This is a genomic window from Paenalcaligenes sp. DL 309 (assembly GCF_057475285.1).
In genome coordinates, this window is sequence record NZ_JBYBKW010000001.1 from 269131 (window position 1) to 293777 (window position 24647).

The following is a 24647-nucleotide window of genomic DNA, read 5'->3' on the forward strand; positions in this document are numbered from 1 at the left end:
AATGTCTCTTTACTGGCCGGAAATCTTCCTCATTATGCAAAAACGTATTCCTGTTACCGCTGAATCCATGCGTTGCTCTACCTGTATGTTAAGCGCGCTTTGTCTACCTTTAGGTATGCCCGCCCCAGAGCTCAATCAACTCGATGAGCTCGTAGAAGAGCGTATTCGTCTACCCAAAGGTAATGCCTTATTTCAGTTAGGTGATAAGGTGGAAGCGGTGTACGCGCTGCGCTCGGGCAGCATCAAAACTCAGCTCGAAGATGCTACGGGCCAAGTGCAAATTACTGGTTTTTTATTACCAGGTGAAATAGTAGGCATGGATGGGCTTTTAAATAATCGTCAAGTTTCACAAGCCGTCGCCCTAGAAGACAGCGAGGTTTGTGTGATGCGCTTAGATGACTTTGATCGGTTATCTCTAGAGTTACCTATGCTACAAACCCAATTACGTCGCCTTATGAGTAAAGAGATTAACCGCGCTCATAGTATTATGCTGACGCTAGGCGCTTTACGCTCTGAACAGCGTTTAGCCGCCTTTTTACTCAGTTTGTCTGATCGCTTAACGGCTTTAGGTTACTCACCGTATGAGTTCATATTGCGTATGAGCCGTGAAGAAATTGGCAATTTTCTCGGTTTAACCTTAGAAACCGTAAGCCGTTTATTTTCACGCTTTGCACGTGAAGGCTTATTAAAAATACAACAACGGGAAGTTAAATTGCTTAATCTTCCCGCTTTACATGCTTTAGCCGGTACGGAGTGCCCCACCCATTCTTATTAATTAATCATTACTGATTACTGGCAGCACTGGTATTGGTGCTGCTCTCAGTAGAAGCCGTGGGCGCTTCAATTTTTTTATTTTCCTCTGTTTGCGTTTGTATTTGCTTTTCAGTTGGCAAAATCTGTAGCCCACGTTTATAGGCACCGCCTATTAATGGTTCATCAAAGTGGTTAAACGCCAGATAGATAGTATAAAAACAAGCTACCATCACAATAGCAGGGCCAGCCATTAGGATCCAAGGCCAAGGCTCTTTATACCACGGCTGCGTGTCTTCTCTTAGCGCGGAACGCATAATCAGACTCCTTTATTGAGGAATATAGAAATTAGTGGTATCTACCGCCTCGGATTGGCTGCTGTTTTCACCGGAAGCAATTTTGGCATGGATTTTAATCTCATGCATGCTTCCCGTAGATAAACCACTATCATAGGGAATTTGTACCACTACGGGTATTTGCTCAGTCGTGGCCGCAGGTAAAACGAATTCACTCTGTTTGTTATCTGCACGTAAAATTTTAATATCGCTAATACCATCTGCTGACAATTGAATAGTCACAGGGGTTTCAGCCGTATTTGCTAACTGCAAACGATACACGTTTTCAATTAAGCCACCCGGTACTTCACGTCCTAATAATCCACGATCACGGAGAATATTCATTTTCAAGGTGTCTCGGGTAAACATGGAAAATAGTAATACAGCGGTTATTACAACTAAAATGCCGGTATAGACCAATATACGTGGGCGGATTGCGCGTTTGCGTGCTTGCTTTTGCGTGAGGCGTTCACTAATGGCATTACCCGAGGTGTAGCGTATCAAATCTGGCTCGTAACCCATTTTGTCCATTACTTGATTACAGACGTCTACGCAGGCCCCACAACCAATACACATGTATTGGAGACCTTCACGTATATCAATACCTGTAGGACAGACCTGTACACATAAACTGCAATTTATACAGTCACCCATGCCTTCGGCTTTATGGTCTACTTTTTTAGAACGAGCACCTCGTGGCTCACCACGCACATAATCATAGCTTACTACAAAGGTATCATCATCAACCATTACGCTTTGAAAACGCGCATAAGGACAGGCATATCTACAGATGGATTCGCGTAAAAAACCAGCAAAACTTAAAGTAGCACCACCATAAAGGAAAAACCAAAACCACTGCCAAGGCCCTAGGGTGAAGGCCATAAAATGAGCGGGTAATTCACGAATGGGGGCAAAATAACCAATAAAGGTAAAACCCGTCCAAGCAGAAAACAGAATCCATAAGCCATGTTTGGTGAATTTCAGACGAATTTTTTTCGCGTTCCAAGGCTGCTCGTCTAAACGAATACGAGCAACACGATCCCCTTCCACCTTACGCTCTATCCACATCATGATTTGTGTATAAACCGTTTGTGGACAGGCATAACCACAAAATAATCGCCCTGCTACTGCGGTAAATAAAAATAACGCATAAGCAGAAATGATAAGCAGTATGGTCAAATAAATAATGTCTTGAGGCCATAAAACCATACCAAATAAGTAGAATTTTCTGGCCCCAAGATCAAACAACACGGCTTGACGCCCGTTCCACTCTAACCAAGGCAATCCAAAAAAGAGGATTTGTGTTAGATAAATCATTAAGATACGAATTCTATCGAATGTACCTTTAACGGAACGAGCGTAAATTTTACCGTGCCCATCGGCTAGGATTTTTTCCAATTGTGGTGAAACTCGGTCCGTCTGATTTTTAGTCAGTCGAGGCGGCTGCCAAGCCGGTACCTCGGTTTTTTCTTGACCGTTTTCAGAGGGTTTGTGATTTTCACTACTCATGATACTTAACCTTTTGCCGTGGAAATAATGAACTACAAGTTATAGAGCAACTCGTTTAGTTTACTTTACTTCACTTCACTTGGCTTTATTCTCGATGTTCATTATTAGAAAGTCCCCATACCCAGCCCGCTAATACACGAATTTGCTCAGGTGTGAGTACGTCTTTTTGTGCTGGCATTTTATTGTTACGACCATTCATAATGCCGTACACAATTTCAGCTTCAGAACTGCCGTACAACCACGTGTTATCTGTTAGGTTAGGAGCCCCTAGCATTTGATTACCTGTACCGTCTGCTTGGTGACAGGCAATACAATACTGATCGTACAGTTTTTTACCTGGTACTACCTGTGTTTGATCATGTGACAAATCATTCATAGAACGCACAAACTGCGCAAGCTGCGATGCTTCTGTAGGATTCATCATGGCACTATGCGGTGGCATAATACCGTTGCGGCCATTTGTAATGGTGTGAATAATTTGCTCTGGCTCACCACCCCATAACCACGCTGTATCGGTGAGGTTAGGGAAAGACGGGCTGCCTTGAGCATCAGAGCCATGACATTGTGCACAGTTATTTAAAAATAAACGCTGACCAATGATTCTGGCTTCATCGTCTGTAGCGATTTTCTCAATAGGCATTTCTGCATATTTTGCAAACACAGGTTGCACCTTAGCTTCCATCGCTGCTCTATCTGCCTGTACCTCTTTGGCTGAGGTGGTATTTAACAATCCTTTAAAAGTACCTAGACCTGGATAAAGCACCCAATAACCCAACGCAATAATGGTGAGTATTAAGAACATAGAAACCCACCAACGTGGTAGTGGCGTATCGTATTCCGTAATGCCATCCCACTCATGGCCTGTGTCATGTATGACCTCGCCTTTTTTAGCTTGGCCTTTCATTTGGCTGAACAAAACATATAGACAGAAGACCACCCCACCTAAGGAGATGGTCGTAATCCAAATGCTCCAACCTGAATTGAAGAAATCACTCATTTGAACCCTCAGCTTTCTGCTTTTTGATCTCCTCTTCCTCATCGGGGAGATCGAAAGGCAGCATAGATGAATCATAGTTGGCTTTGGACCGGCCTTTAGACCAAGCCCAAAACACTATTCCTAAAAAGGTAATTAAGGCTAGCGCGGTAACAATACCATTTAAAATGCCAACCATTAATAACCCCCTTCCGCCACCGCAGCCTCAGCTGCCGCACGACCTTGAACCCCTAAACCTTGTAAGTAAGCCACTAGTGCATCTTCTTCGGTTTTACCTACTAACGCCTTAGGCGCATTCTCAATTTGCTCATCAGTGTAAGGCACACCTAGCTGACGTAATACTTCCATACGTCTTTGTACGTTTTCACCTTCTACTGAGTTATGCTGCAACCAAGAATAAGCAGGCATATTGGATTCGCGCACCACATCGCGAGGGTTACGTAAGTGAATACGATGCCATTCGTCAGTGTAACGCTCACCTACACGAGCCAAATCTGGGCCTGTACGCTTGGATCCCCATAAGAAGGGGTGATCATAAACCGACTCACCCGCTAAAGAATAAGGACCGTAACGACGTACTTCAGACTCCAGCATACGAATTTGTTGGGAGTGACAACCCACACAACCTTCACGGATGTAGATGTCACGACCAATCAAATTCAAAGGCTCGTAAGGAGTTACACCTTCAGTTGGCGTAGTTGTAGAGTGTTGGAAAAACAAAGGCACAATTTGTACCAACCCGGCCATCGAAATCACGATGAGGGTACAAATCATCAAAAGGCCTACGTTCGTTTCCAGCGTAGCATGCGAAAAAAACTTTTTCTTCTCATTAGACATTGATCTATCCCTTAACCTGCAGCCACTTCGGCAGGACCGACTAAGCTAGGTTTACGAGCGCCTGGGTTTTTCAAAGGTACAACTGGGTTGACACGTACCTGACCTTGTATAGTCATGAGGGTGTTAACCAACATTAGCACTGCACCAGACCAGAACATTAAACCACCTAAGGCACGAATTGCATAGAACGGGTAAGTGGCTTTAACACCTTCTACAAAGCTGTACACCAACATACCGTCTTCACCGGTCGCACGCCACATTAGGCCTTGCATCACACCAGAAATCCACATGGCTGAAATATACAAGACCACACCTAGCGTAGCGAGCCAAAAATGCAGCTCTACCCATTTAGGTCTCGCCATAGCAGCACGGCCATACAAGCGAGGAATCATGTAATAAAGTGAACCAAAGGTAACCATAGCAACCCAACCCAGCGCACCAGAGTGAACGTGACCTACAGTCCAGTCTGTGTAGTGGGATAAGGAGTTAACCGTACGAATCGCCATCATGGAACCTTCAAAGGTAGACATACCGTAGAAGGACACCGCTACCACTAGGAATTTCAGGATAGGATCTGTGCGTAAACGATGCCAAGCACCAGATAAGGTCATAATACCGTTAATCATACCGCCCCATGAAGGTGCAAGTAGAATCAACGAAAACGCCATAGCCAAAGACTGAGTCCAGTCAGGTAATGAGGTGTAATGTAAATGGTGGCCACCCGCCCACATATACGTAAATGCCAAGGCCCAAAAGTGCACAATGGATAAACGATATGAATAAATAGGACGCTCAGCTTGTTTAGGCACAAAGTAATACATCATGCCCAAAAAGCTAGTGGTAAGAAAGAAACCTACGGCATTATGGCCATACCACCACTGCACCATGGCGTCTTGTACCCCTGAATACGCGGAATAAGACTTCCACATCGATACGGGAAGCTCCATGTTATTAAAGATGTGCAAGACAGCAATAACAATAATAAACGCACCAAAGAACCAGTTAGCTACATAAATATGCTTAACACGACGCTTAACTAACGTTCCGAAAAACACAATCATGTAACTGACCCAAACAGCTAAGACGAGTAAGTCAATAGGCCACTCAAGCTCGGCGTATTCTTTACTGCTAGTAAAGCCTTGAGGCAGAGTCAGTAAAGCCCCTACCATGGCTAGCTGCCAACCCCAAAACGTGAAAGCCGCTAGACCGCCTGCAAACAAACGCGTTTGACAGGTACGCTGTGCTACGTAATAAGACGTGGCAAAAAGTGCACTACCACCAAAGGCAAAAATCACCAAGTTTGTATGTAATGGACGAATACGTCCATACGTAAACCATGGCGTCTCAAAGTTTAATTCAGGCCAAATTAGCTGTAGGGCGATGATTAAACCAACCCCCATACCAACCACAGCCCACACTACAGACATAACGGTAAACTGTCTTACCACTCCGTAGTTGAAGACTTCGGCTTCGGCCTGTTTTCCGACCACTGCGGAATTTCCGACCACTTCGGAAGTACCCATTTGCTTCCCCTATTTTAACAAATGTTAATACAATCTAATAACCGAGCGGTATTTGCCCACTGCTCAGATTATTAAGTGTAATACCTATAACTTCAAAAACAACAAAAACGTGTAGTTAGCCATACAGTTCAACCATATAGCTAACTCTATAAGACAAATGGCTCTAGCCTCAACCTTAATGCTTATTAGGGTCTTCGCTAGTGCTATCGTCATCTTTAAGTATGGACTCTCCGGCTTCATTCGTGTCTTCGAATTGACCAGAAAAGATTGCCCACCATAACGCCACTGCAATAAACAGCACAAATAAAATAGACAGTGGAATGAGTAAATACATAGATGCCAACATAATTACCCTATTGCACTATTTACCATTTGTGCGGCTTGTTTAGAGCGCCGTCTATAGATGCGCCACGAATTATACGCAACTATTAATGAGGATACCAACATAGATATGGCAGCAACCCACGGTGCTACTAGCCCTATTGCTGCCAAAGGCGTCATTAACAGATGCCACGCAATAGAGCCATACAGATTTTGTTTGGAAATAGATGTGGTGCGCCCTTCTATGGATAATAAATCATTTTTAGCTTCAGGCGGCTGTACGCTAATACCCGCCTGGGCTGAAGCCACTGCTGTAGGCACCGCCATAGAAAGCGCACAAGGACAGCTCATCACAAATAAAGCCACTACCACAGCAAGGGCAAAAGCCGGTTTATAATAAAACCAAACGAAGCCTAACACCACAGCAAGTACGACTTGTATGAGTACAAACCAAAACGCCAGCTTATTTGAATAGGTAGTTAACTTAACGCGTAACGCTTCAAGCTGTTTATAGGCCGCGCCCTGCGATATAGATTGACGAGCGCAAAGCTCCAAATAACGCGCAGTGAGCAAAAATGCCACGAACATAGTGACAGAATCAAAGTAAACCTCACCTTGGCCTGTCCAAGTAGTGTACACACTAGGCACAAAGGCAACTATAATACCTAAAGCCACCGGCACATCCATCCCCACTCTTGCTTTGCTTAAACTATCCCATGCTCCTTTCCATATAGGAATAGCGCAATACATCATGACTGGCGCAGTCAACAAAAGCGCAGTCCAATTCATTAAATAAATAGCACTGTCTAATGTTTCTAAGGTATCTGGCTGCATGCTGTCTGAGCGTAAGTACCCAGGAAATGCTAAAGTCATTACTTGCATCATCATGAGCCACGCTAAACCCAAACGCGCCAGCATACGACGCCGTTGCATACGGTCTGCAGGAGAAACATCAGCAGGAATGGTAAAAATAGAATAAGCGCGCATAAGAAGCATTATACTATAACAAAAAGAAATATAGCTTCAACAACTCATCCATACGACCCCACTTTATTGCATTTATTCAGAAAATCAGGCGCCGCTGCCTCACACCAGATTAAATCCGCATACCACTACCTCTTCACATTGTAATTATGCCAAACTCCTTTCCAACGTGGATTCTCTGCCCATTCTCTTTGTAATTCGCGGATAGCTTTTTCATAATATAGAAACATAATCATGAGTACTTATATAGAAACAAGTCCACAGCTTCCTTTAGGTCAAGCTGTCTCTTATCCAACACAATATGACTCCAGTCTCTTATTTGCCATCGCTCGTCAACCTAACCGCCTTGATTTGAACATCCCTCAGGCTTGGTATGGTGCTGATATCTGGTATGCCTATGAGATTTCGTGGCTAAACCCAAAAGGAAAGCCTATGGTCGCAGTAGGTCGTTTTAGCGTGCCCTGGAATAGCCCTAACTTGATCGAATCTAAATCGTTTAAATTATATTTAAACTCCTTCAATCAAAGCCAGTTTGAAAACGTGGACGCTGTCAAAAAATGCATGGAAAAAGATTTAAGTACGGTAGCAGAGGCAGCAGTTACTGTGTCTTTATTTAATCTGGAACCCTATAACGGGCCTATGATGGGTCCCTTAGAAGGCACAGTCATAGATGAGCTGGATATTTTGGTAAACGAATATAAACCTACGCCTGAACTCTTGCACTGCAAAATGAACGGCACTGAAGTAAATGAAGTCTTGGTATCGCATTTACTGAAATCAAACTGCCCTGTCACGGGCCAACCTGATTGGGCTACCGTACAGATTAGCTATACAGGACCGCAAATAGATGCTGAGGCTCTGTTACGTTATATTATTTCATTTAGGGAACACACCGGTTTCCATGAGCACTGTGTAGAGCGTATTTATTGTGACATTATGACGTATTGCCAACCCAAGCAATTAGCGGTTATAGCCCGCTATACTCGCAGAGGGGGCTTAGACATTAACCCGTGGCGTAGCAGCCATGACATCAAATTAGCGGATATCCGAACGGTGCGACAGTGATGTCTGTGCTGCATGAGCTACAGCTAAAGCTAGCAAGGCCGATATCACAAACGCTACCGCAGCTCCTACCCATGGTCCTGAAGTAAAGTTAGCATCTACCATATAACCAAAAATCATAGGTGCCGTCGATGCGCCTACATCCATCCCGGAATACACAAGACCATACACCGTGCCTGTGGCCCCTTTGGGGGCTACACGTCGGATCAACATATCTCGTGAAGGTGCTGCAATTCCAGAAAAAAACCCGGCTCCCACAATCAAAAACATAGCCACATACGCTCCGACTATATTAAATGCTAACAACAGCATACAAAGCCCAGCCAAACAAAAAGCGAGAAAAATAATTCGTTCTGTTTTTGCTGTGGCGCCTGCTAAAAATCCACCGGCCGCCATACCCAAGGCCGCTGCAATCATGTAAGCGGATAAGGTGGAACCGGCCATGATTTGAGATAAGCCATACAGAGAGGTAAATAGAGGGATGGTGTAATTTTGAACGGCAGACAAGGCCATGGAACCAAAGGCAAAAAAGAAAAACGCACCCCATAGGGCCGGTTTCTTTGTCAATATCAGTAACGTACTCACTATACTTTGCTGACTTAAATCCGAGCTCTCTGATGCAGTACTAGCAACGGGCTGCACCCGCCCCCATAATTCACGCTGCCAAACCGCTAAAATAAGAATAATCGTAATTAAGGCTGCCACCGCAAAGAGCGCTACCCGCCAATTAAACATAGCACTAATAGTGGTAATAAATACGGGGGCTAAAGCCCAACCCACATTTCCAGTAAGCCCATGCACACTAAAAGCATGCCCTAATCGTGGCGCACTGATCTGATGATTAATAATGAAATAATCTACCGGATGGAAAACAGAATTACCCGCTCCACCTATTAATGCCGCGCACACCAACCAACCATAACTGGGCGCAAGAGCCAGCATAAGGGCAGATAAAATAAAGGCCCCCAAACCAAAAAACATCACTGGTGAGGGTCCTATACGGTCTACGATAAACCCTGATGAGGCTTGGCCCACTCCTGAGAGTAAAAAGAAACAGGTAACTAAAAAACCCAGTTCTAAAAAATCATAACCAAAATCACGATTTAAATAGAAAAACAGAGTAGGTAAAATCAGTTGAAAAAAGTGTGAGCTGGCATGCACTACGCCCAATAAGGAAATAGTGGGCCAATCTTTATTGGTGTTCATTATTTATTTATAAATCAAAATCAATTAACTGCGTTTTTGTATTTCAGGCCAGGCTTTACGTAAATAGTAAAACATAGACCAAACGGTTAAGATGGCTGCCACCATAATCAAGACCAAACCAGCCCAACGCGTAGAAACACCATAAAGGTCTTGGTAATACAACAAGCATGGAATAGCCACCATTTGGGCGGCTGTTTTAAATTTACCTAGCCAACTCACTGCCACACTGGCGCTAGCTCCAATTTGTGCCATCCACTCTCGCAGTGCTGAGATAGTGATTTCTCGGCCAATGATGATGAAAGCAATCACACCGTCTACCCGGCCTATACTTAATAAAATCAACAAAGCAGCAGCCACCATGAGCTTATCTGCCACTGGATCTAAAAAAGCTCCAAAGGCCGACGTTTGATTCCATTTACGCGCTAACCAACCATCAAACCAGTCCGTGAGCGCCGCAATGATAAATATAATGGCGGCAATAGTATCTCGTAATGGTTCAGCTAACCAGCTATGCGGCACATAATACAAAAATAAAATAAGAGGAATTAACAGGATGCGTAACCACGTCAGAGCAATAGGCAAATTAAAGGGCATAGTTAAACCAATAAATGAATAGCGCCAAAGCGCGATTACTTAGCGTAACGCAAAATAGATGCGTTCTGCTAGGGCAGCAGAAATTCCTTCCACCGCAGCCAAATCATCAATGCTGGCATTCGCTACGCCAGCCAATCCCCCAAAACGGGTTAGAAGACGCTGCCTACGTTTAGGCCCTACACCTGCTATGTCTTCTAGACGGGAAACATTTCGGGTCTTAGCGCGCCTAGCTCGCATACCGGTAATTGCAAAACGATGGGCCTCATCACGTATCTCAGCTACTAGCATCAATGCAGCAGAATTAACCCCCAAAGCCACCTCTGGGCGTTCATCAGCAAAAAAAAGTGTTTCTAATCCCACTTTACGCCCTTCACCTTTGGCCACGCCTACTAACACACTTTGATCTAACCCCAAGTTTGCAAACACGGTTTTTGCTGTATTTAACTGCCCTTTGCCGCCATCAATTAACACCACATCAGGCAACGAAGCTAAGCCTTCAGCTACCCGCTCAAAACGACGCTGTAGCACTTGGCGCATAGCGGCATAATCATCACCTTCAATAATTCCAGCGATATTGTAGCGTCTATACAACGATGGCTGCATGGCGTGTTCTTTATAAACCACGCATGACGCTTGGGTCGCTTCGCCTGAGGTATGACTAATATCAAAAGCTTCAACATGCAGTTTTTCTAAACTCTCCGCATCGGTGTCTAAACCTAACAACTCGGCTAAGGCTAAAGTGCGGGCTGCGCGACTCATGGATTCATTTAATAAACGATTTAAAGCAATTTCCGCATTAGCTTGCGCTTGTTCTAACCAGCTTTTACGCACTCCTTGTGGCCGAGTAATAAGGCGAGTTTTCATACCCGTTTGCTCTGCCAACATAGTGAGTAACTCTTCATCTTTGATAGGGTGGGTACTAATGAGTATAGGAGGTAAGGGACGCTCTATGTAATGCTGACTCACAAAAGCCTCTAACACCTGAGTTAAATTTATATCTTTAGTTTGACTAGGAAAAAAAGCTCTATCACCTAAATGACGCCCCCCACGCACCATCGCTAAATTTACGCAAACACGCCCCCCAGCTGCCACCAAAGCAATAATATCCGCCTCTTCATGGCTCTGATTTTCCATGTTTTGTTGTTGCAATAAGGCCGCTAAGGCTTTCATTTGATCACGTAACACGGCAGCCTGCTCAAAATCTAAGTTTTCAGAGGCCTCTACCATACGTTTTTCAATTTGCCCCAAAACGCCGGAGGCATCACCATCTAAAAATTGCTGCGCTCTTTTCACATCGGCTAAATAATCCTCCTGGCTAATAAGATCCACACACGGTGCTGAACAGCGGCGAATCTGATGTAATAAGCAGGGCCGCGAGCGATTAGCATAGACACCATCTTCACAACTACGTAATCGAAACACGCGTTGCAATATTTGTAGACTTTCGCGCACAGCCCCCGAATTAGGGTATGGACCGTAAAATTGTCCGGGCTGATTGGTATTGCCCCTAAAGTACGCAATGCGGGGGATTTCATGCGCACTAAACATTAAATAGGGATAAGATTTATCATCCCTGAAAAGGATGTTGTAGCGTGGCTGTAAGCGCTTAATGAGATTATTTTCTAAAATTAATGCTTCAGCCTCAGAGCGCGTTACGGTGGTCTCAATACGCACTATTTGCTTAACCATTTGTGCAATACGCGGACTACTGAGATTTTTTTGAAAATACGAAGACACGCGCTTTTTTAAGTCGCGTGCCTTCCCTACGTACAGCACCTCATCAGCGGCGTTTATATGTCTATAAACACCGGGTAAATTAGGTAACTGGCGTAGAAAAGTAGTCAGATCGAAGTTGCTGGGCGTGTTGGTAATGCTCATCGTTTTGTAAAGCGTCCCACCCTAAGGCTGGATCAAGAGGATGCAAATGCTGAAGACGTTGTAAGGACTCGGTAGACATCTGCCATTGTAGTTTATTTAATAACTCATCGGCTAAATCAGGCCGGTTGCAAACTAAAACCATATCACAACCCGCCGCTAAGGCTGCCTCTGCGCGTGCGGTAATATCACCTGCTACTGCCGCCCCTTCCATAGTGAGATCATCAGAAAACACCATGCCGTTATAGGCTAAGGCTTGGCGTAATACGCGTTGAATCCAGTATGGTGAAAATCCAGCAGGTTTATCATCTATATTTGGATAAATAACATGTGCTGGCATCACTGCTTGAATTACCGTACCCCCTAACCAGCCATAAGGCGCAGCATCATTATCCAAGATGGTTTCTAAGTCTCGGTTATCGATGGGAATTTCATGGTGTGAATCGGCTTCTACTGCTCCATGGCCCGGGAAATGTTTGCCACACGCCGCCATCCCCGCTTGTTGTAAACCATGTGCTAAGGCTTCAGCCAAACGTGCTACGGTTTGAGGTTTAGAATGAAAGGCTCGATTTCCTATGACTTCACTGCATTCATAATCCAAATCTAATACCGGTGTAAAGCTCAGGTCTACTCCACAGGCTCGTAACTCAGACGCTAATATATAACCCACCGCATTTGCCATCTTTACTGCTAAAGACGGATCACTATCCCATAGATGACCTAAGTCACGCATAGCAGGTAAGTGTGTAAACCCATCACTAATAAAGCGCTGCACGCGCCCCCCTTCATGGTCTACAGCGATCAATAAATCAGGCTGCCTTGCGGCTCGAATTTCAGCGCATAGCTGCTGTAGCTGCTGCCTATTTTTATAATTTCGCGCAAATAAAATCACCCCCCCCACTAAAGGATGCTGTAAACGTTTTCTTTCTTGCTCTGTCAGGGTATATCCTTCTACGTCGACCATAACGGGGCCGGGTGCAAGCTGTTGATCTGTCACTTTTATTTTTCCTTATTCACTTATTGGACGATGACGACTCAACCACAGCAAAGGCCATAACTAAATCCGACTCATCTGTTAGGGTGATATGCGCCGCCCCAAAACGACTCTCATACCACCCCTTCAACTCACCACTAAGAACCACTGTGGGCTTACCACTAGGTGCATTTAATGTTTGCATACGTGACCACGTCATAGGCATACGCATCCCTAAACCTATGGCTTTAGAGAAGGCTTCTTTAGCCGTAAAGCGCGTTGCTAAGAAACGGTATCCGCGTTGGGGGTCACGTGCATAGCGGCGTGCAAAAATTTCTTTTTCTTGCTCCCCTAAAATACGATCTAAAAAACGCGCACCAAAACGCGCATATGCCCGTTCAATACGGGAAACATACATAATATCAGTTCCTATACCTGCAATGGCAGTCACACTATTTCCTCTTCGTTTTTGCTATTTAACTTAATTTAATGAAATGCTCACGATAATGCTTCAACTCATCTATAGACTCATAGATATCCGCTAAAGCCTCATGCTTACTTTGCTTAATGAAACTTTTAGCCACCTCAGGCTTCCAACGTAAGGCTAGCTCTTTGAGCGTACTCACATCTAAGTTTCTATAATGAAAAAACTGTTCAAATCGTGGCATATATAAATGCATAAAACGGCGATCTTGGCTGATAGTATTACCACAAAGGGGGGATTTACCAGCTGGTACATGTTTTTTTAGAAAGTCGAGTAGAATATCTTCAGCCTCTGACTCCGTTAAAGTAGACGCTTTTACTTTGTCGATTAAACCACTACGGCCATGGGTGCCTTTATTCCAATTATCCATTGCATCTAAAAGTGCATCACTTTGATGAATAACGAGTACAGGGCCTTCGGCTACCACGGTTAAATCAGCTTCAGTAACCACTACGGCTACTTCTATAATGCGTTCTTTATTTGGGTCCAGACCAGTCATTTCCATGTCTAGCCATACAAGGCGTTGATCCTTGACTGTCATTACGATTTATCCTTTATAAATAAAATAAGTTAGGCACTGCCCTATGACATTGCTTGTATTGTTTGTTACTTTTCTGTTTGCAGATCTCAGTATACGCAGCTATTTAGCGATGCGCCAAATTCGTCATGTGCGCGCACATAGAAACCAAGTGCCTAACGAGTTCAGCCATTATATTAATTTACGCAGCCACCAACGCGCTGCTGACTACACAGTTGCTCGCACTCAATTTGCTTTTTTAGAAACCACCACAGAAGCAGTGCTACTTATTGCTTTGACCTTATTAGGTGGATTGCAGTGGTTAAACATTTTTTGGGCACGTCACATTGATCACGAGTTGGTACGCCAACTCTTATTAATAGGAAGTGTGTTTGGCATTACGGGTTTAGTGCAACTCCCTTTTAGCCTATGGCGCATCTTTAAACTAGAGCAACGTTTTGGTTTTAACCGCATGAGCTTAAGACTATTTGTCAGTGATCAAATTAAAGGACTACTGGTAGGAATAATACTCGGACTGCCTTTGCTCAGTGCTGTGCTTTGGCTCATGAGTACCGCGGGCAATACCTGGCCATGGTGGGCCTGGGGTATATGGGTAAGTTTTAGTCTATTTGTAATGTGGCTATTTCCAAGCGTGATAGCGCCTTTATTTAATAAATTTAAACCCTTAGAACGTGCAAGCCTTAAAAAACGTATTGATGCCTTAACTAAACGCTGTGGTTTTAGCTTAGATGGGCTATTTGTGATGGATGGCTCCAAGCGCTCAGCCCATGGAAATGCTTACTTTACCGGCATAGGTCGTCATAAACGCATTGTTTTTTTTGATACGCTTTTAAATAAACTTAACGATGAGGAAATTGAAGCCGTCTTAGCGCATGAATTAGGCCATTTTAAATATCGCCATATCCTGAAACGTATGCTCATTTCCTTTGCTATGGCACTGGGTTTTTTCTTATTACTAGGCTGGCTCTCACAACAAGTTTGGTTTTATAGCAATTTAGGCGTTATGCCTTTACTAGGGCGCGCTAACGACGGCTTAGCCTTGGTTTTGTTCTTTTTAACTATGCCCGTATTTACGTTTTGGGTAAGTCCGGTATTTAGTTACCTATCACGCAAAGACGAGTATCAAGCCGACGCCTATGCGGCCAAACAAAGTGCCCCAGAACATTTAGTGCAAGCCTTATTAAAGCTCTATGATGATAATGCGGCTACCCTAACCCCTGATCCCTTGCATTCAGCGTATTATGATAGCCACCCACCCGCTATACAGCGCGTTCAATTTTTACAAAAACTCTATGAAGCGTACTAAACCCCATCGACTTAATGTTAGCTCTGAACCACAACCTATACCCTCTCACAAAGCGCAAATAATCTCCGCTCATGGCAGGCATTATTTTGCAGAACTCGAGGATGGTGAGATTATTAAATGTTTTCCTCGGGGGAAACGAGGGGGTGTTTGTGTGGGCGACTGGATAGATATCAGTACCAAAGCTAGCGGCGCCACTATAGAAAGACTGCATGAGCGCCGTAATCTGCTGTATAGATCTGATGAGGTGCGCAGTAAACAGTTTGCTGCCAATATAGATCAGCTATTGATTGTATTAGCTTCGGAACCTATGTTTTCTGAGGATTTAACGGGCCGTGCCTTAGTAGCCGCTGGCACAGCAGGTATAGAACCCATTATCTTACTCAATAAAGCAGATTTACCCTCAGTAGATTTAGCTAGACAACGTCTACAGCCCTTAGCTGACTTAGGAGTGCAGATTATAGAAACCAATGCCATGGATGCAGCCCACGTACAAGCGCAACTCGCTGATCTACTTAAAGACAAAACCAGCTTGCTCTTAGGCCAAAGCGCCATGGGTAAATCCACCTTACTTAATGCATTAGTACCAGAAGCCCAAGCACATACCCAAGCACACTCAGTGGCTTTAGGAGCGGGGCGTCATACCACCACTAGCACTAAGCTCTACCACATTCCAAATAGCACCGGGAAAATTATTGATTCGCCCGGATTTCAAAGCTTTGGCTTAGCTCACCTCAGTGCAGAAGATATTGTGCAGGGTTTTAGTGAGTTTCATGATGCCATCACCCATTGTCGTTTTTATAATTGTACTCATCGTCATGAGCCAGGTTGTGGTGTAGTTGCCGCCGTAGAAGCCGGTGTTATACATCCCGATCGCCACGCTTTCTATAAACGCCTCTTAGCAGAGCTAGAAAGTTTACCTAAATATTAAAGACTGCGGGTTAATTATTAAGCTTTATTTGTTGTGAAGCGGCAAATAAATAATGATAAAAATTACGTATTACTGCTGCGGTAGCACCCCAAATGAAATAACCATTCCAACTTATAGAAAAATAATGACGCAGATCACTACCTTTGATTTGTAAGCGCTGCAAACGATGATTTCGAGGGTCCATTAATACCGCAAGCGGCACCTCAAACACTTGAGCTACCTCAGACGCACACGGGGCGATAGAAAAACCCTCTTTGACTAAACCTATAATGGGGCGCATGGCATAACGGGTAGCAATAATAATAGGGTGCTCACCTAAAGGCTGTATATAACCGGGGGCAATCCCCACCTCTTCGTACGTTTCTCTGAGAGCAGTGTGTGTGGCGTTATTGTCACTTAAGTCTATACGCCCCCCAGGAAAGCAAACTTGACCAGGATGAGAGGGTAGATGCCCTGCACGCCGTGTGAATAAAACAGTTAATCCCTGCTCGCGCTGTACTAAAGGCATACATACCGCTGAAGGTATATGCTTTGGATAATAATCAAACTCTGGCACGATTAAATTACCCAGCAAAGGCTCAGCCCCCCACTCTATCTCATGATTAAAACTAGCCTGTATAAAAGCGGGACTTAAATACGGTGCCGTAATAGTAGGCAAAGGGGGAATATCGATAAAAGGCTGTGTTTGAGGATCAAAGCCCAAACTCACTGCCTCAATGCGTGATAATTCAGTCTCAGTAGTCATACTCGAAGAAGACATGCGTTGATTCACCCTTGATTAACTATAAAAAAAGCACCCATTCGGGTGCTTTTTAAGTCACATAACAAATAATAACTAAAACATTATTTTGCTATGTTTCTGCGTACTAACTTTTCTTTAATACGTGCAGATTTACCCGAACGATTACGTAAATAGTACAGTTTAGCACGACGTACCGCACCACGACGCTTCACTTCAATGCTAGCAATTTGGGTGGAAAACAACTGAAAAGTACGTTCTATGGATTCACCAGAAGAGATTTTACGCACAATAAAAGAAGAATTGAGACCACGATTACGCTTAGCAATTACTACGCCTTCATAAGCCTGCACACGACTGCGTGTACCCTCAACCACTTTTACGTTTACCACTACGCTGTCACCGGGATTAAACTCCGGACGAGGCGCTATAGCGGTAATACGCTCCATCTCTTCTTGCTCTAAGATATCAATAATATTCACAATAAGCTCCAAATGCATCTTACACGGGCAACGAAATTGTTTTTAAATAAGCCCGCCAGAGGATGAACCCGTAATAATACCGCCTTATGAGCGCTTAAACAACCATTTATTAAACCAACGTGTGCGTATTTGTGCACGTTGATAGTTTTGGTACATTTCAAGTGCACTTTTTTGCGCTAATAAAGGATTAGCTCTACAGCGCAAAACATAATGAGCAAAAGATAAATTTCGCATACGCACTCCAGTATAGATAACAATATTACCTATACTGTATATCCATACAGCTTTTTATGCAAACACTTGTGCTCCATCGATAATGGTGCTGCTGTGCATAGTTACTCGCGGTAAGATATGTGCCGCATAAAATATAGCAGTTTGCATTTTTTGTTGGGAAAACTCATCTGTTGTATTTACACATACTAAAGCCGCTTTGGCCATTTGCCAGCCACCTAACAGCACGCCTGACAGCATTAAGAATGGCACACTGCCCACATACACGGCCTGTGGATTTTGCTGCTGATGAAAGGTTAATAACGCACCAATGGCTGCACGATAGGCTTCACACGCTTCTTTTAATCGAGCTGCTATATGCAGTAATTTCGCACTATCGATCTGTGCTTCTAACTCAGCAATCGTGCCTTCGATTTGTTCCGCTATGATCAAAGCTACCTTCGCTTTATCACGTAATAACTTACGCCCAATTAAATCATTAGCCTGAATGGCGGTAGTGCCCTCATAAATAGAAAATACTCGACTATCACGCATATATTGTGTGACGCCTGTTTCTTCTATGTACCCCATACCACCATGCACTTGCAGGGCCAAAGAACTCACTTCATTGACCATTTCTGTGGCAAATCCTTTTACGATGGGCACATAAAACTCATACTGTGCTTGATAGTACTCACGCTGGGCTGGTTCAGGGCTTTTAAGCGCCATGTCTTTAAACCACGCAGCTTGATAACTAAAAGCCCGTGTGCCTTCGGTTAAACCTCGCATGATTTGCAACATACGTATCACATCAGGATGCTGTGAAATAGCAACAGGCGGCTGCAGTTCACGCTGTAAATCTACTCCTTGTTTACGTTCCTTTGCATAGGTTTGTGCACTACCTAATGCCCGATCCGCTACACCTAGAGCTTGCATAGCAATAGCATAACGGGCGGCATTCATCGTGATAAACATGTACTCCAAACCTCGATTTAGCTCACCTATCAAATACCCCACCGCTCCTGGTCCTACATCGCCCTGATTGCTGCCATACACCATCACCGCCGTAGGGCTGCCATGCAAACCCAGCTTATGTTCTAAAGAAGCGCAATGCACGTCATTACGAGTGCCTTCGCGGTAAGCCCCTTGATCTTGTACTAAATACTTAGGCACAATAAATAACGATAAACCGTTAATCCCAGCTGGTGCCCCAGGGGTACGTGCCAAAACCAAATGAATAATGTTTTCCGCTAAATCATGATCACCATAAGAGATAAATATTTTTTCACCCTGTAATTTATAGGAGCCATCGTCTTGAGGCGTAGCCATGCATTTCACCTGCGACAAATCTGAACCCGCCTGCGATTCAGTGAGGTTCATGGTGCCAGTCCAACGTCCTTCTAACATAGCGGGAAGATATTGCGCTTTTTGTTCCGGCGTAGCCGCCTCGGCAAATGTTTCAATAACGGAGTCTGATAACAATGTGCAAAGAGCAAAGGCCGCACTCGCCGCATTCATATTCTCTTGAAAAATAGCCCCTACAAGCTTTGGTAGAGCTTGACCCCCAATATCCGCACTGTGCTGTAAACCTTGCCAACCAGCTTGAGCAAAATTAGTAAAAACCGCTTTAAAGCCAGGAGTAGTTAAAACCTGTCCCTCCTTTATAAAAGCAGGATGCAAATCACTTTTTTTATTAAGAGGGGCTACCTCTTGCTCTATAAATTTAGCGCCTTCATCTAATACGGCATGGATTAACGCTAAGGACAGGTCTTCATTACCCGGCAGATCCAATAAAGCCTGAGTATCAATAATATGCTCTAGTAAAAAGTGAATATCTGCTCGGGGCACGTGGTAACTCATAAAAACTCCAAAATGACTATCTTTAGACGAAAAAAAACCTGCAGACATAAGCAGCTGCAGGTTTTAACGTTGAATTAAAGTGCTTGGGTGAGCTCGGGAAGCACATCAAATAGATCAGCGACTAAACCGTAATCCGCCACGCCAAAGATAGGTGCATCAGGATCTTTATTAATGGCAACAATCACCTTAGCGTCTTTCATACCCGCTAAATGCTGAATAGCCCCAGAGATACCCACTGCAATATAAAGCTGAGGTGCTACGACTTTACCTGTTTGGCCCACCTGCCAATCATTCGGCGCATAGCCTGCATCTACGGCTGCGCGTGAAGCACCCACTGCTGCCCCTAGTTTATCGGCTAAAGCATCAATCATCGCGAAGTTTTCTTTACTGCCTAAACCACGTCCACCCGAAACCACTACGGTAGCATCCGCTAAATCAGGACGATCTGATTGAGCTAATTCACGATTAACAAAGGCGGACACGCCCGAATCAGCTACCACTTCTATGTTTTCAGTCACAGCACTACCACCCGTGGCAGCCACCGCATCAAAAGTGGTAGTACGTATGGTTAATACCAGCTTAGAATCTTCACACTGTACTGTGGCAATAGCATTACCTGCATAAATAGGACGGGTAAAAGTATTTGCGGATTCTATGCTGAGCACATCTGAAATTTGTGCTACGTCTAGTTTAGCAGCCACACGGGGCGCTACGTTTTTACCTGCTGCCGTAGCTGGGAAAACAATATGCGAATACGCATCAGCAATCGCTAATACTTGGGCCGCTACATTTTCAGCTAAGCCATGAGCTAAAGCCTCTCCATCAGCCACTAATACCTTAGTAACATTAGCAATTTGTGTGGCTGCTTCAGCCACAGCACTGACATTTTCACCCGCGACTAAAAGGTGAACCTCACCTCCTAACTGAGTGGCAGCGGCAACGGTGTTTAAGGTAGCACCTTTAAGTTCCGCATTATCGTGCTCTGCAATAACTAAAATCGACATTTAAATTACCTTTGCTTCGTTTTTCAGTTTATTAACCAAGGTGGCCACATCGGCCACCATTTCACCCGCCTTGCGTGCTGCAGGCTCGGTGACTTTAAGTGTTTTAATGCGAGGTGTTACATCTACACCTAGCTCTTCTGGCGTAAGTACATCAATGCTTTTCTTTTTGGCCTTCATAATATTAGGCAAGGTGACATAGCGCGGCTCGTTAAGACGTAAATCTGTAGTGATGACTGCCGGCAACGTTAAAGAAATCGTTTCTAAGCCGCCATCTATTTCACGCGTGACTTTTACCTGCTCACCTTCCACCTCTACGGCACTAGCAAAGGTAGCTTGTGGCCAATCTAATAAAGCCGCTAACATTTGACCGGTTTGATTGGCATCATCATCAATGGCTTGCTTACCTAAGATAACTAATTGAGGCTGCTCTTTATCTACCACACTTTTTAAGAGTTTGGCTACAGCTAAAGGCTGTAGCTCCGCATCGGTCTCTACCTGCACAGCTCGATCAGCACCTATTGCCATGGCGGTACGTAAAGTTTCTTGGCAGGGCTTTTCACCACAAGAAACCGCTACTACTTCACTAACCACACCCTTCTCTTTAAGACGAACCGCTTCTTCTACCGCAATTTCATCAAAAGGGTTCATCGACATTTTCACATTCGCAATATCCACACCAGTTTGGTCGGACTTCACGCGTACTTTGACGTTGTAATCAACCACGCGTTTTACGGGTACTAAAACCTTCATCAGGTGATCTCCATAATTTAGCTAAAAAATATTATAAACCGGCAAGTACTTGTAAGTGAGCTTGCACACTACGAGATAAAGAGGTGGGCTCATAGCCGCCCTCTAGCATACTAAGAACTCGTCCTTGTGTGCTAGCTACCGTGGCTTGCATCACTGCTTCAGTGATCCAAGCGAAATCCTCTTCATTTAACCGCAACTGCCCTAATGGGTCGTTTTGATGCGCATCAAAACCAGCAGAAAATAAAAGCAACTCAGGCTTCAAATGTTTTAACCTAGGTAGCCACTTTTCGGTCACTATCTTACGTATTATCTCAGATCCTGCACCTGCCGGCACGGGCTCATTGTACATATTCGGGGCCGCGGGTGAATGAGCGGCCCCGGGGAACAAAGGGTGTTGGTAAAAACCAAACATTTGTACCTGCGGTTTATGAGCAAAGATATCTTCTGTACCATTACCATGGTGCACATCAAAATCCACAATAAGCACTTGATTTAACTTGTATCGCTCTAAAGCGTAAGCAGCTGCCACAGCAATATTATTAATAAAACAAAATCCCATCGCGCGCTCTGCTGTCGCATGATGTCCCGGTGGACGTACAGCACAAAAAGCGGTTTTTGCCGCTCCAGAAAAAATTTCATCTATGGCGGTAATACCAGCGCCCGCAGCATAATAAGCGGCCTCTAATGTATGACTATTTAGTAAAGTATCACCATCAATGGAATAATAACCAGAACTAGGTGCGTTTTCGTTTAAATTAGCGATATGATGGTGTTTATGCACTCGTAGTAAATCCTCATCACTGGCTTTATTCGCTGAAATAACACGTAATGACTGATCCATTCCTTCTGCTTGAAGCTGTTTTTTTATCGCCTCTAAGCGCGAAGGTGCCTCAGGGTGATGGTCTCCCATTTCATGTAAAAAGAATACAGGGTGGGTAATATAGATTGTTTTCATAAGGTTCTACCATGTTCAAAAAAACACGCCTAGCTCAAATTAGTTTGTGCTGTCTAGCTCTGGCGGGTTGCGCTGCCTCACAAAGCACAGCTTTGCAGCAACCACAACACAACTCGGAAATAATAGTCCAATCTCAATCAAAAGAGGATTCTGCTGACAATCTTGTTAAAGCTATTGATGCACACCCAAAAAGCGGGAGCTCTGTGAGTGGAAGAACTGATTATTTTCAGGCGGATGGCTCACTTAGCCCCTATTTACAAGAATGGGCTGAGGAGTTAGCTAAGCTGCAGTCTATACCTATAGCTTCTATAGAAGAACTACTTAAAAGTGCTAATTACAATGCACAAGCCGCCCAGCTAATGACCCCTACCAACGGCCGTATTAAGCGCAGCTGGTCTACTTATAAAAATCGTTTTATTGAGCCTATACGCCTTAAAGCGGGTTTAACTTTTTGGCAACAGCACGAGGCGGCAATTAATCGTAGCGCTCAACAATACGGCATACCTCCAGAGATTATTGTATCTATTATTGGTGTAGAAACCATTTATGGCAATTATACGGGGGATTTTAAGGTTTTAGATGCGTTACTTACTTTAGGCTTTAGCTATCCCGACAATAACCGTCCAGAACGTGGCCAACTTTTCAGGGATCAGCTAGCGGATTTAATTGTGCTGCACCATATGGGCAAACTAAATGCTAAAGAAGTAAAAGGTTCTTTTGCCGGCGCCATGGGCTTACCACAATTTATGCCAGGTAGTTTAATGCGCTATGCGGTAGATGCCGACGGCGATGGCGAAATCGATCTATATAAATCTATTCCTGACATTACCGCCTCAGTGGCTAACTTTTTAGTTGAACATGGCTGGCAAGCAGACTTGCCTGTTTTTGCGCCTGTATCGCTAAATCCTAAGCAAGCCCGGCCATTAGTAGATGGCGGCCTCACGCCTTTACTGGAGTGGGAGCAAATCAAACAAGCCCAAGCTGTTAACTCCATCCCAAACTCCAAACAAGCTTGGATGGAGCAACCACTGGGAGTAATAGACTTAGCAGAGCAAAGTCAAGGCACTGCCGAGTATAGGCTAGCTACCCCTAACTTTTTTGCTATAACTTCATATAACCGCAGCTACTTTTATGCAGCGACTGTAGCGGATTTTGCCCAACTATTACGCGTCGAATACACCCGTAGATAAGTATCTATCTCCACGATCACAAACAATAAAGGCAATAGTGGCATTTTCAACGCGCTGCGCGATACGTAACGCTGCCACTAACGCCCCACCTGAAGAGATTCCTGCAAAAATACCTTCTGTAGAAGCTAGCTCACGCGCCATGTTTTCTGCTTCCTCTTGAGCTATAGCCTCAAGTGCGTTTACCTTTGAGGCATCATAAATCTTTGGTAAATATTGCTCAGGCCACTTACGAATACCCGGAATTTGAGCGCCTTCGGCAGGTTCAGCACCAATGATTTGAATATCAGCATTTTTAGAACGTAAGTAATTCCCCACTCCCATAATGGTACCTGTAGTACCCATAGCACTCACAAAATGCGTAATACGCCCTTCGGTTTGCTCCCAAAGCTCGGGCCCTGTGCCTTGAATATGAGCTAGTGGGTTATCCTCATTCGCAAACTGATCTAATACAATACCTGAACCTTCCGCTTGCATCTTGAGGGCTAAATCTCGGGCATATTCCATCCCCCCTTCATTAGCCGGCGTAAGAATGAGTTCTGCGCCATACGCAAGCATAGAAGCTCTACGTTCTGCAGATAAGTTATCGGGCATGATAAGAATCATTTTATAACCACGTACTGCTGCAATCATGGCCAAAGCAATACCTGTATTCCCACTAGTGGCTTCAATGAGGGTGTCGCCCGGTTTAATAGCACCCCGCGCTTCTGCCATGCGAATCATTGAGCTCGCCGCACGATCCTTGACTGAACCAGCGGGATTATTGCCTTCGAGCTTAGCAAGAATCGTAGTACCACGTGCCGCATTATAACGTTCAGGTAAACGCTGTAAGCGTACCAGTGGCGTCATACCAATGGTGTCTTCTATAGTTGGGTAATTTTTCATAAAATGCCTTGTGTTGTAGTAAGTATCTATTTATTTTCTTTTGCTATGGCTGAGCCTGAGGCTGACGTAGTCTTTTCAGAAGCAGATACACCAACCTTTAAACCCGAGGCCTCTAAGCCATTAACCCGTTTGGGCCCAATACCTTTCACCCGATCTGATAAATCTTGAAGAGAGTCAAAAGCTCCTCCACGATCACGCTCAGCGATAATATTTTCAGCCGTTTTAGGCCCAATACCTTTGATTTGCTGCAATTCAGCAGCCGACGCAAGATTCAGATCTAGGGCACTGGCAGGAAACACAGCTACGCTCAACACCATTGCGAATAATACACGAACTAAATACATGACAGTCTCCTA

28 protein-coding genes are annotated in these 24647 nt (G+C 44.3%); 5 read left to right on the forward strand and 23 right to left on the reverse strand.

The features are described 5' to 3' along the window. Window positions 1-34: 34 nt before the first annotated feature. Window positions 35-775, forward strand: coding sequence for a helix-turn-helix domain-containing protein (locus AC2UZJ_RS01210; protein ID WP_486948577.1), 741 nt, complete (start codon window positions 35-37; stop codon window positions 773-775). A 7-nt stretch (window positions 776-782) separates the two neighbouring features. Here the strand turns inward: AC2UZJ_RS01210 and AC2UZJ_RS01215 are convergent, their stop codons facing one another. The 8 genes from AC2UZJ_RS01215 to AC2UZJ_RS01250 form a co-directional block, all read right to left on the reverse strand. Continuing rightward, entirely contained in the window at window positions 783-1067 is a 285-nt protein-coding gene (locus tag AC2UZJ_RS01215) for a FixH family protein (protein ID WP_486948296.1), read from the reverse strand. A gap of 12 nt (window positions 1068-1079) precedes the next feature. Next, the gene (gene ccoG / locus AC2UZJ_RS01220) at window positions 1080-2594 is read right to left on the reverse strand and encodes a cytochrome c oxidase accessory protein CcoG (protein WP_486948297.1); all 1515 of its coding nucleotides are present in this window, start codon (window positions 2592-2594) and stop codon (window positions 1080-1082) included. Between the two features lie 85 nt (window positions 2595-2679). Next, on the reverse strand, window positions 2680-3591 hold the full coding sequence (gene ccoP, locus AC2UZJ_RS01225; protein WP_486948298.1) for a cytochrome-c oxidase, cbb3-type subunit III: 912 nt from the start codon (window positions 3589-3591) through the stop codon (window positions 2680-2682). Then, on the reverse strand, window positions 3584-3766 hold the full coding sequence (locus AC2UZJ_RS01230) for a cbb3-type cytochrome oxidase subunit 3 (RefSeq protein ID WP_486948299.1): 183 nt from the start codon (window positions 3764-3766) through the stop codon (window positions 3584-3586). The genes ccoP and AC2UZJ_RS01230 overlap by 8 nt, the downstream gene beginning before the upstream one ends. Next, entirely contained in the window at window positions 3766-4425 is a 660-nt protein-coding gene (gene ccoO / locus AC2UZJ_RS01235) for a cytochrome-c oxidase, cbb3-type subunit II (protein WP_486948300.1), read from the reverse strand. Before ccoO ends, AC2UZJ_RS01230 begins: the two co-directional genes overlap by 1 nt. An 11-nt stretch (window positions 4426-4436) precedes the next feature. Further along, window positions 4437-5948 carry a cytochrome-c oxidase, cbb3-type subunit I gene (gene ccoN / locus AC2UZJ_RS01240; RefSeq protein WP_486948301.1) on the reverse strand — a complete coding sequence of 504 codons (1512 nt, stop codon included), beginning with the start codon at window positions 5946-5948 and terminating at the stop codon, window positions 4437-4439. A gap of 175 nt (window positions 5949-6123) precedes the next feature. Further along, window positions 6124-6294, reverse strand: coding sequence for a cbb3-type cytochrome oxidase assembly protein CcoS (ccoS, locus tag AC2UZJ_RS01245; protein WP_486948302.1), 171 nt, complete (start codon window positions 6292-6294; stop codon window positions 6124-6126). 2 nt (window positions 6295-6296) lie between these two features. Further along, window positions 6297-7256, reverse strand: coding sequence for a hypothetical protein (locus tag AC2UZJ_RS01250; RefSeq protein ID WP_486948303.1), 960 nt, complete (start codon window positions 7254-7256; stop codon window positions 6297-6299). A gap of 231 nt (window positions 7257-7487) precedes the next feature. Here AC2UZJ_RS01250 and queF point away from each other — a divergent pair, with 231 nt between their 5' ends. Next, the gene (gene queF / locus AC2UZJ_RS01255; RefSeq protein ID WP_486948304.1) at window positions 7488-8318 is read left to right on the forward strand and encodes an NADPH-dependent 7-cyano-7-deazaguanine reductase QueF; all 831 of its coding nucleotides are present in this window, start codon (window positions 7488-7490) and stop codon (window positions 8316-8318) included. On the opposite strand, the gene AC2UZJ_RS01260 is transcribed toward queF, so the two are convergent. Genes AC2UZJ_RS01260 through orn form a run of 6 tightly spaced genes read right to left on the reverse strand, consistent with a single transcriptional unit; the run spans window position 8289 to window position 13988 of the window. Continuing rightward, the gene (locus tag AC2UZJ_RS01260) at window positions 8289-9521 is read right to left on the reverse strand and encodes an MFS transporter (RefSeq protein WP_486948305.1); all 1233 of its coding nucleotides are present in this window, start codon (window positions 9519-9521) and stop codon (window positions 8289-8291) included. The two genes, queF and AC2UZJ_RS01260, sit on opposite strands and share 30 nt — an antisense overlap. 24 nt (window positions 9522-9545) lie before the next feature. Then, window positions 9546-10115, reverse strand: coding sequence for a CDP-diacylglycerol--glycerol-3-phosphate 3-phosphatidyltransferase (gene pgsA / locus AC2UZJ_RS01265; RefSeq protein ID WP_486948306.1), 570 nt, complete (start codon window positions 10113-10115; stop codon window positions 9546-9548). Window positions 10116-10154: 39 nt separating this feature from the next. Next, window positions 10155-11993, reverse strand: a complete 1839-nt coding sequence (uvrC, locus tag AC2UZJ_RS01270) for an excinuclease ABC subunit UvrC (protein WP_486948307.1) — start codon at window positions 11991-11993, stop codon at window positions 10155-10157. After that, window positions 11932-12954 (reverse strand): beta-N-acetylhexosaminidase, encoded by a 1023-nt coding sequence (nagZ, locus tag AC2UZJ_RS01275; protein WP_486948578.1) that lies wholly within the window; start codon window positions 12952-12954, stop codon window positions 11932-11934. The genes uvrC and nagZ overlap by 62 nt, the downstream gene beginning before the upstream one ends. Window positions 12955-13003: 49 nt before the next feature. After that, window positions 13004-13414: a holo-ACP synthase gene (gene acpS, locus AC2UZJ_RS01280; protein ID WP_486948308.1), complete on the reverse strand. Its 411-nt coding sequence runs from the start codon at window positions 13412-13414 to the stop codon at window positions 13004-13006. Between the two features lie 25 nt (window positions 13415-13439). After that, entirely contained in the window at window positions 13440-13988 is a 549-nt protein-coding gene (gene orn / locus AC2UZJ_RS01285; protein WP_486948309.1) for an oligoribonuclease, read from the reverse strand. 43 nt (window positions 13989-14031) lie between these two features. Here orn and AC2UZJ_RS01290 point away from each other — a divergent pair, with 43 nt between their 5' ends. Further along, complete coding sequence (locus AC2UZJ_RS01290; RefSeq protein ID WP_486948310.1) at window positions 14032-15291, forward strand: M48 family metallopeptidase; 1260 nt, start codon at window positions 14032-14034, stop codon at window positions 15289-15291. Between the two features lie 37 nt (window positions 15292-15328). Next, window positions 15329-16219: a ribosome small subunit-dependent GTPase A gene (rsgA, locus tag AC2UZJ_RS01295; protein ID WP_486948579.1), complete on the forward strand. Its 891-nt coding sequence runs from the start codon at window positions 15329-15331 to the stop codon at window positions 16217-16219. Window positions 16220-16229: 10 nt separating this feature from the next. Here rsgA and AC2UZJ_RS01300 read toward each other — a convergent pair whose 3' ends face one another. From AC2UZJ_RS01300 to AC2UZJ_RS01330, 7 genes are all read right to left on the reverse strand, one after another. Beyond that, entirely contained in the window at window positions 16230-16979 is a 750-nt protein-coding gene (locus AC2UZJ_RS01300) for an NUDIX hydrolase (RefSeq protein WP_486948311.1), read from the reverse strand. Between the two features lie 83 nt (window positions 16980-17062). Next, the gene (gene rplS, locus AC2UZJ_RS01305; RefSeq protein ID WP_486948312.1) at window positions 17063-17440 is read right to left on the reverse strand and encodes a 50S ribosomal protein L19; all 378 of its coding nucleotides are present in this window, start codon (window positions 17438-17440) and stop codon (window positions 17063-17065) included. Window positions 17441-17524: 84 nt separating this feature from the next. Beyond that, the gene (locus AC2UZJ_RS01310; RefSeq protein ID WP_486948313.1) at window positions 17525-17674 is read right to left on the reverse strand and encodes a hypothetical protein; all 150 of its coding nucleotides are present in this window, start codon (window positions 17672-17674) and stop codon (window positions 17525-17527) included. A gap of 54 nt (window positions 17675-17728) precedes the next feature. Next, on the reverse strand, window positions 17729-19510 hold the full coding sequence (locus AC2UZJ_RS01315) for an acyl-CoA dehydrogenase (RefSeq protein WP_486948314.1): 1782 nt from the start codon (window positions 19508-19510) through the stop codon (window positions 17729-17731). A gap of 74 nt (window positions 19511-19584) precedes the next feature. Continuing rightward, entirely contained in the window at window positions 19585-20514 is a 930-nt protein-coding gene (locus tag AC2UZJ_RS01320; RefSeq protein ID WP_486948315.1) for an electron transfer flavoprotein subunit alpha/FixB family protein, read from the reverse strand. Next, entirely contained in the window at window positions 20515-21264 is a 750-nt protein-coding gene (locus AC2UZJ_RS01325; protein WP_486948316.1) for an electron transfer flavoprotein subunit beta/FixA family protein, read from the reverse strand. A gap of 31 nt (window positions 21265-21295) precedes the next feature. Then, window positions 21296-22219, reverse strand: coding sequence for a histone deacetylase family protein (locus tag AC2UZJ_RS01330; protein ID WP_486948317.1), 924 nt, complete (start codon window positions 22217-22219; stop codon window positions 21296-21298). A 203-nt stretch (window positions 22220-22422) separates the two neighbouring features. Between AC2UZJ_RS01330 and mltB the strand changes: the two genes are divergently transcribed. Beyond that, window positions 22423-23409, forward strand: a complete 987-nt coding sequence (gene mltB, locus AC2UZJ_RS01335; RefSeq protein ID WP_486948318.1) for a lytic murein transglycosylase B — start codon at window positions 22423-22425, stop codon at window positions 23407-23409. Here the strand turns inward: mltB and cysM are convergent. Beyond that, window positions 23383-24291 (reverse strand): cysteine synthase CysM, encoded by a 909-nt coding sequence (gene cysM / locus AC2UZJ_RS01340; protein WP_486948319.1) that lies wholly within the window; start codon window positions 24289-24291, stop codon window positions 23383-23385. The two genes, mltB and cysM, sit on opposite strands and share 27 nt — an antisense overlap. A gap of 26 nt (window positions 24292-24317) precedes the next feature. Then, window positions 24318-24635: a ComEA family DNA-binding protein gene (locus AC2UZJ_RS01345; protein WP_486948320.1), complete on the reverse strand. Its 318-nt coding sequence runs from the start codon at window positions 24633-24635 to the stop codon at window positions 24318-24320. Between the last annotated feature and the right edge of the window lie 12 nt (window positions 24636-24647).

What these genes read in the sequence shown, in the direction of transcription:
- AC2UZJ_RS01345 (WP_486948320.1), bottom strand. Translation starts at nt 24,635, where the DNA reads ATGTATTTAGTTCGTGTATTATTCGCAATGGTGTTGAGCGTAGCTGTG.
- AC2UZJ_RS01315 (WP_486948314.1), bottom strand. Translation starts at nt 19,510, where the DNA reads ATGAGTTACCACGTGCCCCGAGCAGATATTCACTTTTTACTAGAGCAT.
- AC2UZJ_RS01330 (WP_486948317.1), bottom strand. Translation starts at nt 22,219, where the DNA reads ATGAAAACAATCTATATTACCCACCCTGTATTCTTTTTACATGAAATG.
- AC2UZJ_RS01260 (WP_486948305.1), bottom strand. Translation starts at nt 9,521, where the DNA reads ATGAACACCAATAAAGATTGGCCCACTATTTCCTTATTGGGCGTAGTG.
- ccoP (WP_486948298.1), bottom strand. Translation starts at nt 3,591, where the DNA reads ATGAGTGATTTCTTCAATTCAGGTTGGAGCATTTGGATTACGACCATC.
- ccoG (WP_486948297.1), bottom strand. Translation starts at nt 2,594, where the DNA reads ATGAGTAGTGAAAATCACAAACCCTCTGAAAACGGTCAAGAAAAAACC.
- AC2UZJ_RS01320 (WP_486948315.1), bottom strand. Translation starts at nt 20,514, where the DNA reads ATGTCGATTTTAGTTATTGCAGAGCACGATAATGCGGAACTTAAAGGT.
- orn (WP_486948309.1), bottom strand. Translation starts at nt 13,988, where the DNA reads ATGACAGTCAAGGATCAACGCCTTGTATGGCTAGACATGGAAATGACT.
- AC2UZJ_RS01300 (WP_486948311.1), bottom strand. Translation starts at nt 16,979, where the DNA reads ATGTCTTCTTCGAGTATGACTACTGAGACTGAATTATCACGCATTGAG.
- queF (WP_486948304.1), top strand. Translation starts at nt 7,488, where the DNA reads ATGAGTACTTATATAGAAACAAGTCCACAGCTTCCTTTAGGTCAAGCT.
- AC2UZJ_RS01310 (WP_486948313.1), bottom strand. Translation starts at nt 17,674, where the DNA reads ATGCGAAATTTATCTTTTGCTCATTATGTTTTGCGCTGTAGAGCTAAT.
- AC2UZJ_RS01210 (WP_486948577.1), top strand. Translation starts at nt 35, where the DNA reads ATGCAAAAACGTATTCCTGTTACCGCTGAATCCATGCGTTGCTCTACC.
- ccoS (WP_486948302.1), bottom strand. Translation starts at nt 6,294, where the DNA reads ATGTTGGCATCTATGTATTTACTCATTCCACTGTCTATTTTATTTGTG.
- cysM (WP_486948319.1), bottom strand. Translation starts at nt 24,291, where the DNA reads ATGAAAAATTACCCAACTATAGAAGACACCATTGGTATGACGCCACTG.
- AC2UZJ_RS01325 (WP_486948316.1), bottom strand. Translation starts at nt 21,264, where the DNA reads ATGAAGGTTTTAGTACCCGTAAAACGCGTGGTTGATTACAACGTCAAA.
- nagZ (WP_486948578.1), bottom strand. Translation starts at nt 12,954, where the DNA reads ATGGTCGACGTAGAAGGATATACCCTGACAGAGCAAGAAAGAAAACGT.
- pgsA (WP_486948306.1), bottom strand. Translation starts at nt 10,115, where the DNA reads ATGCCCTTTAATTTGCCTATTGCTCTGACGTGGTTACGCATCCTGTTA.
- AC2UZJ_RS01290 (WP_486948310.1), top strand. Translation starts at nt 14,032, where the DNA reads ATGACATTGCTTGTATTGTTTGTTACTTTTCTGTTTGCAGATCTCAGT.
- AC2UZJ_RS01230 (WP_486948299.1), bottom strand. Translation starts at nt 3,766, where the DNA reads ATGGTTGGCATTTTAAATGGTATTGTTACCGCGCTAGCCTTAATTACC.
- AC2UZJ_RS01250 (WP_486948303.1), bottom strand. Translation starts at nt 7,256, where the DNA reads ATGCGCGCTTATTCTATTTTTACCATTCCTGCTGATGTTTCTCCTGCA.
- ccoO (WP_486948300.1), bottom strand. Translation starts at nt 4,425, where the DNA reads ATGTCTAATGAGAAGAAAAAGTTTTTTTCGCATGCTACGCTGGAAACG.
- uvrC (WP_486948307.1), bottom strand. Translation starts at nt 11,993, where the DNA reads ATGAGCATTACCAACACGCCCAGCAACTTCGATCTGACTACTTTTCTA.
- ccoN (WP_486948301.1), bottom strand. Translation starts at nt 5,948, where the DNA reads ATGGGTACTTCCGAAGTGGTCGGAAATTCCGCAGTGGTCGGAAAACAG.
- AC2UZJ_RS01215 (WP_486948296.1), bottom strand. Translation starts at nt 1,067, where the DNA reads ATGCGTTCCGCGCTAAGAGAAGACACGCAGCCGTGGTATAAAGAGCCT.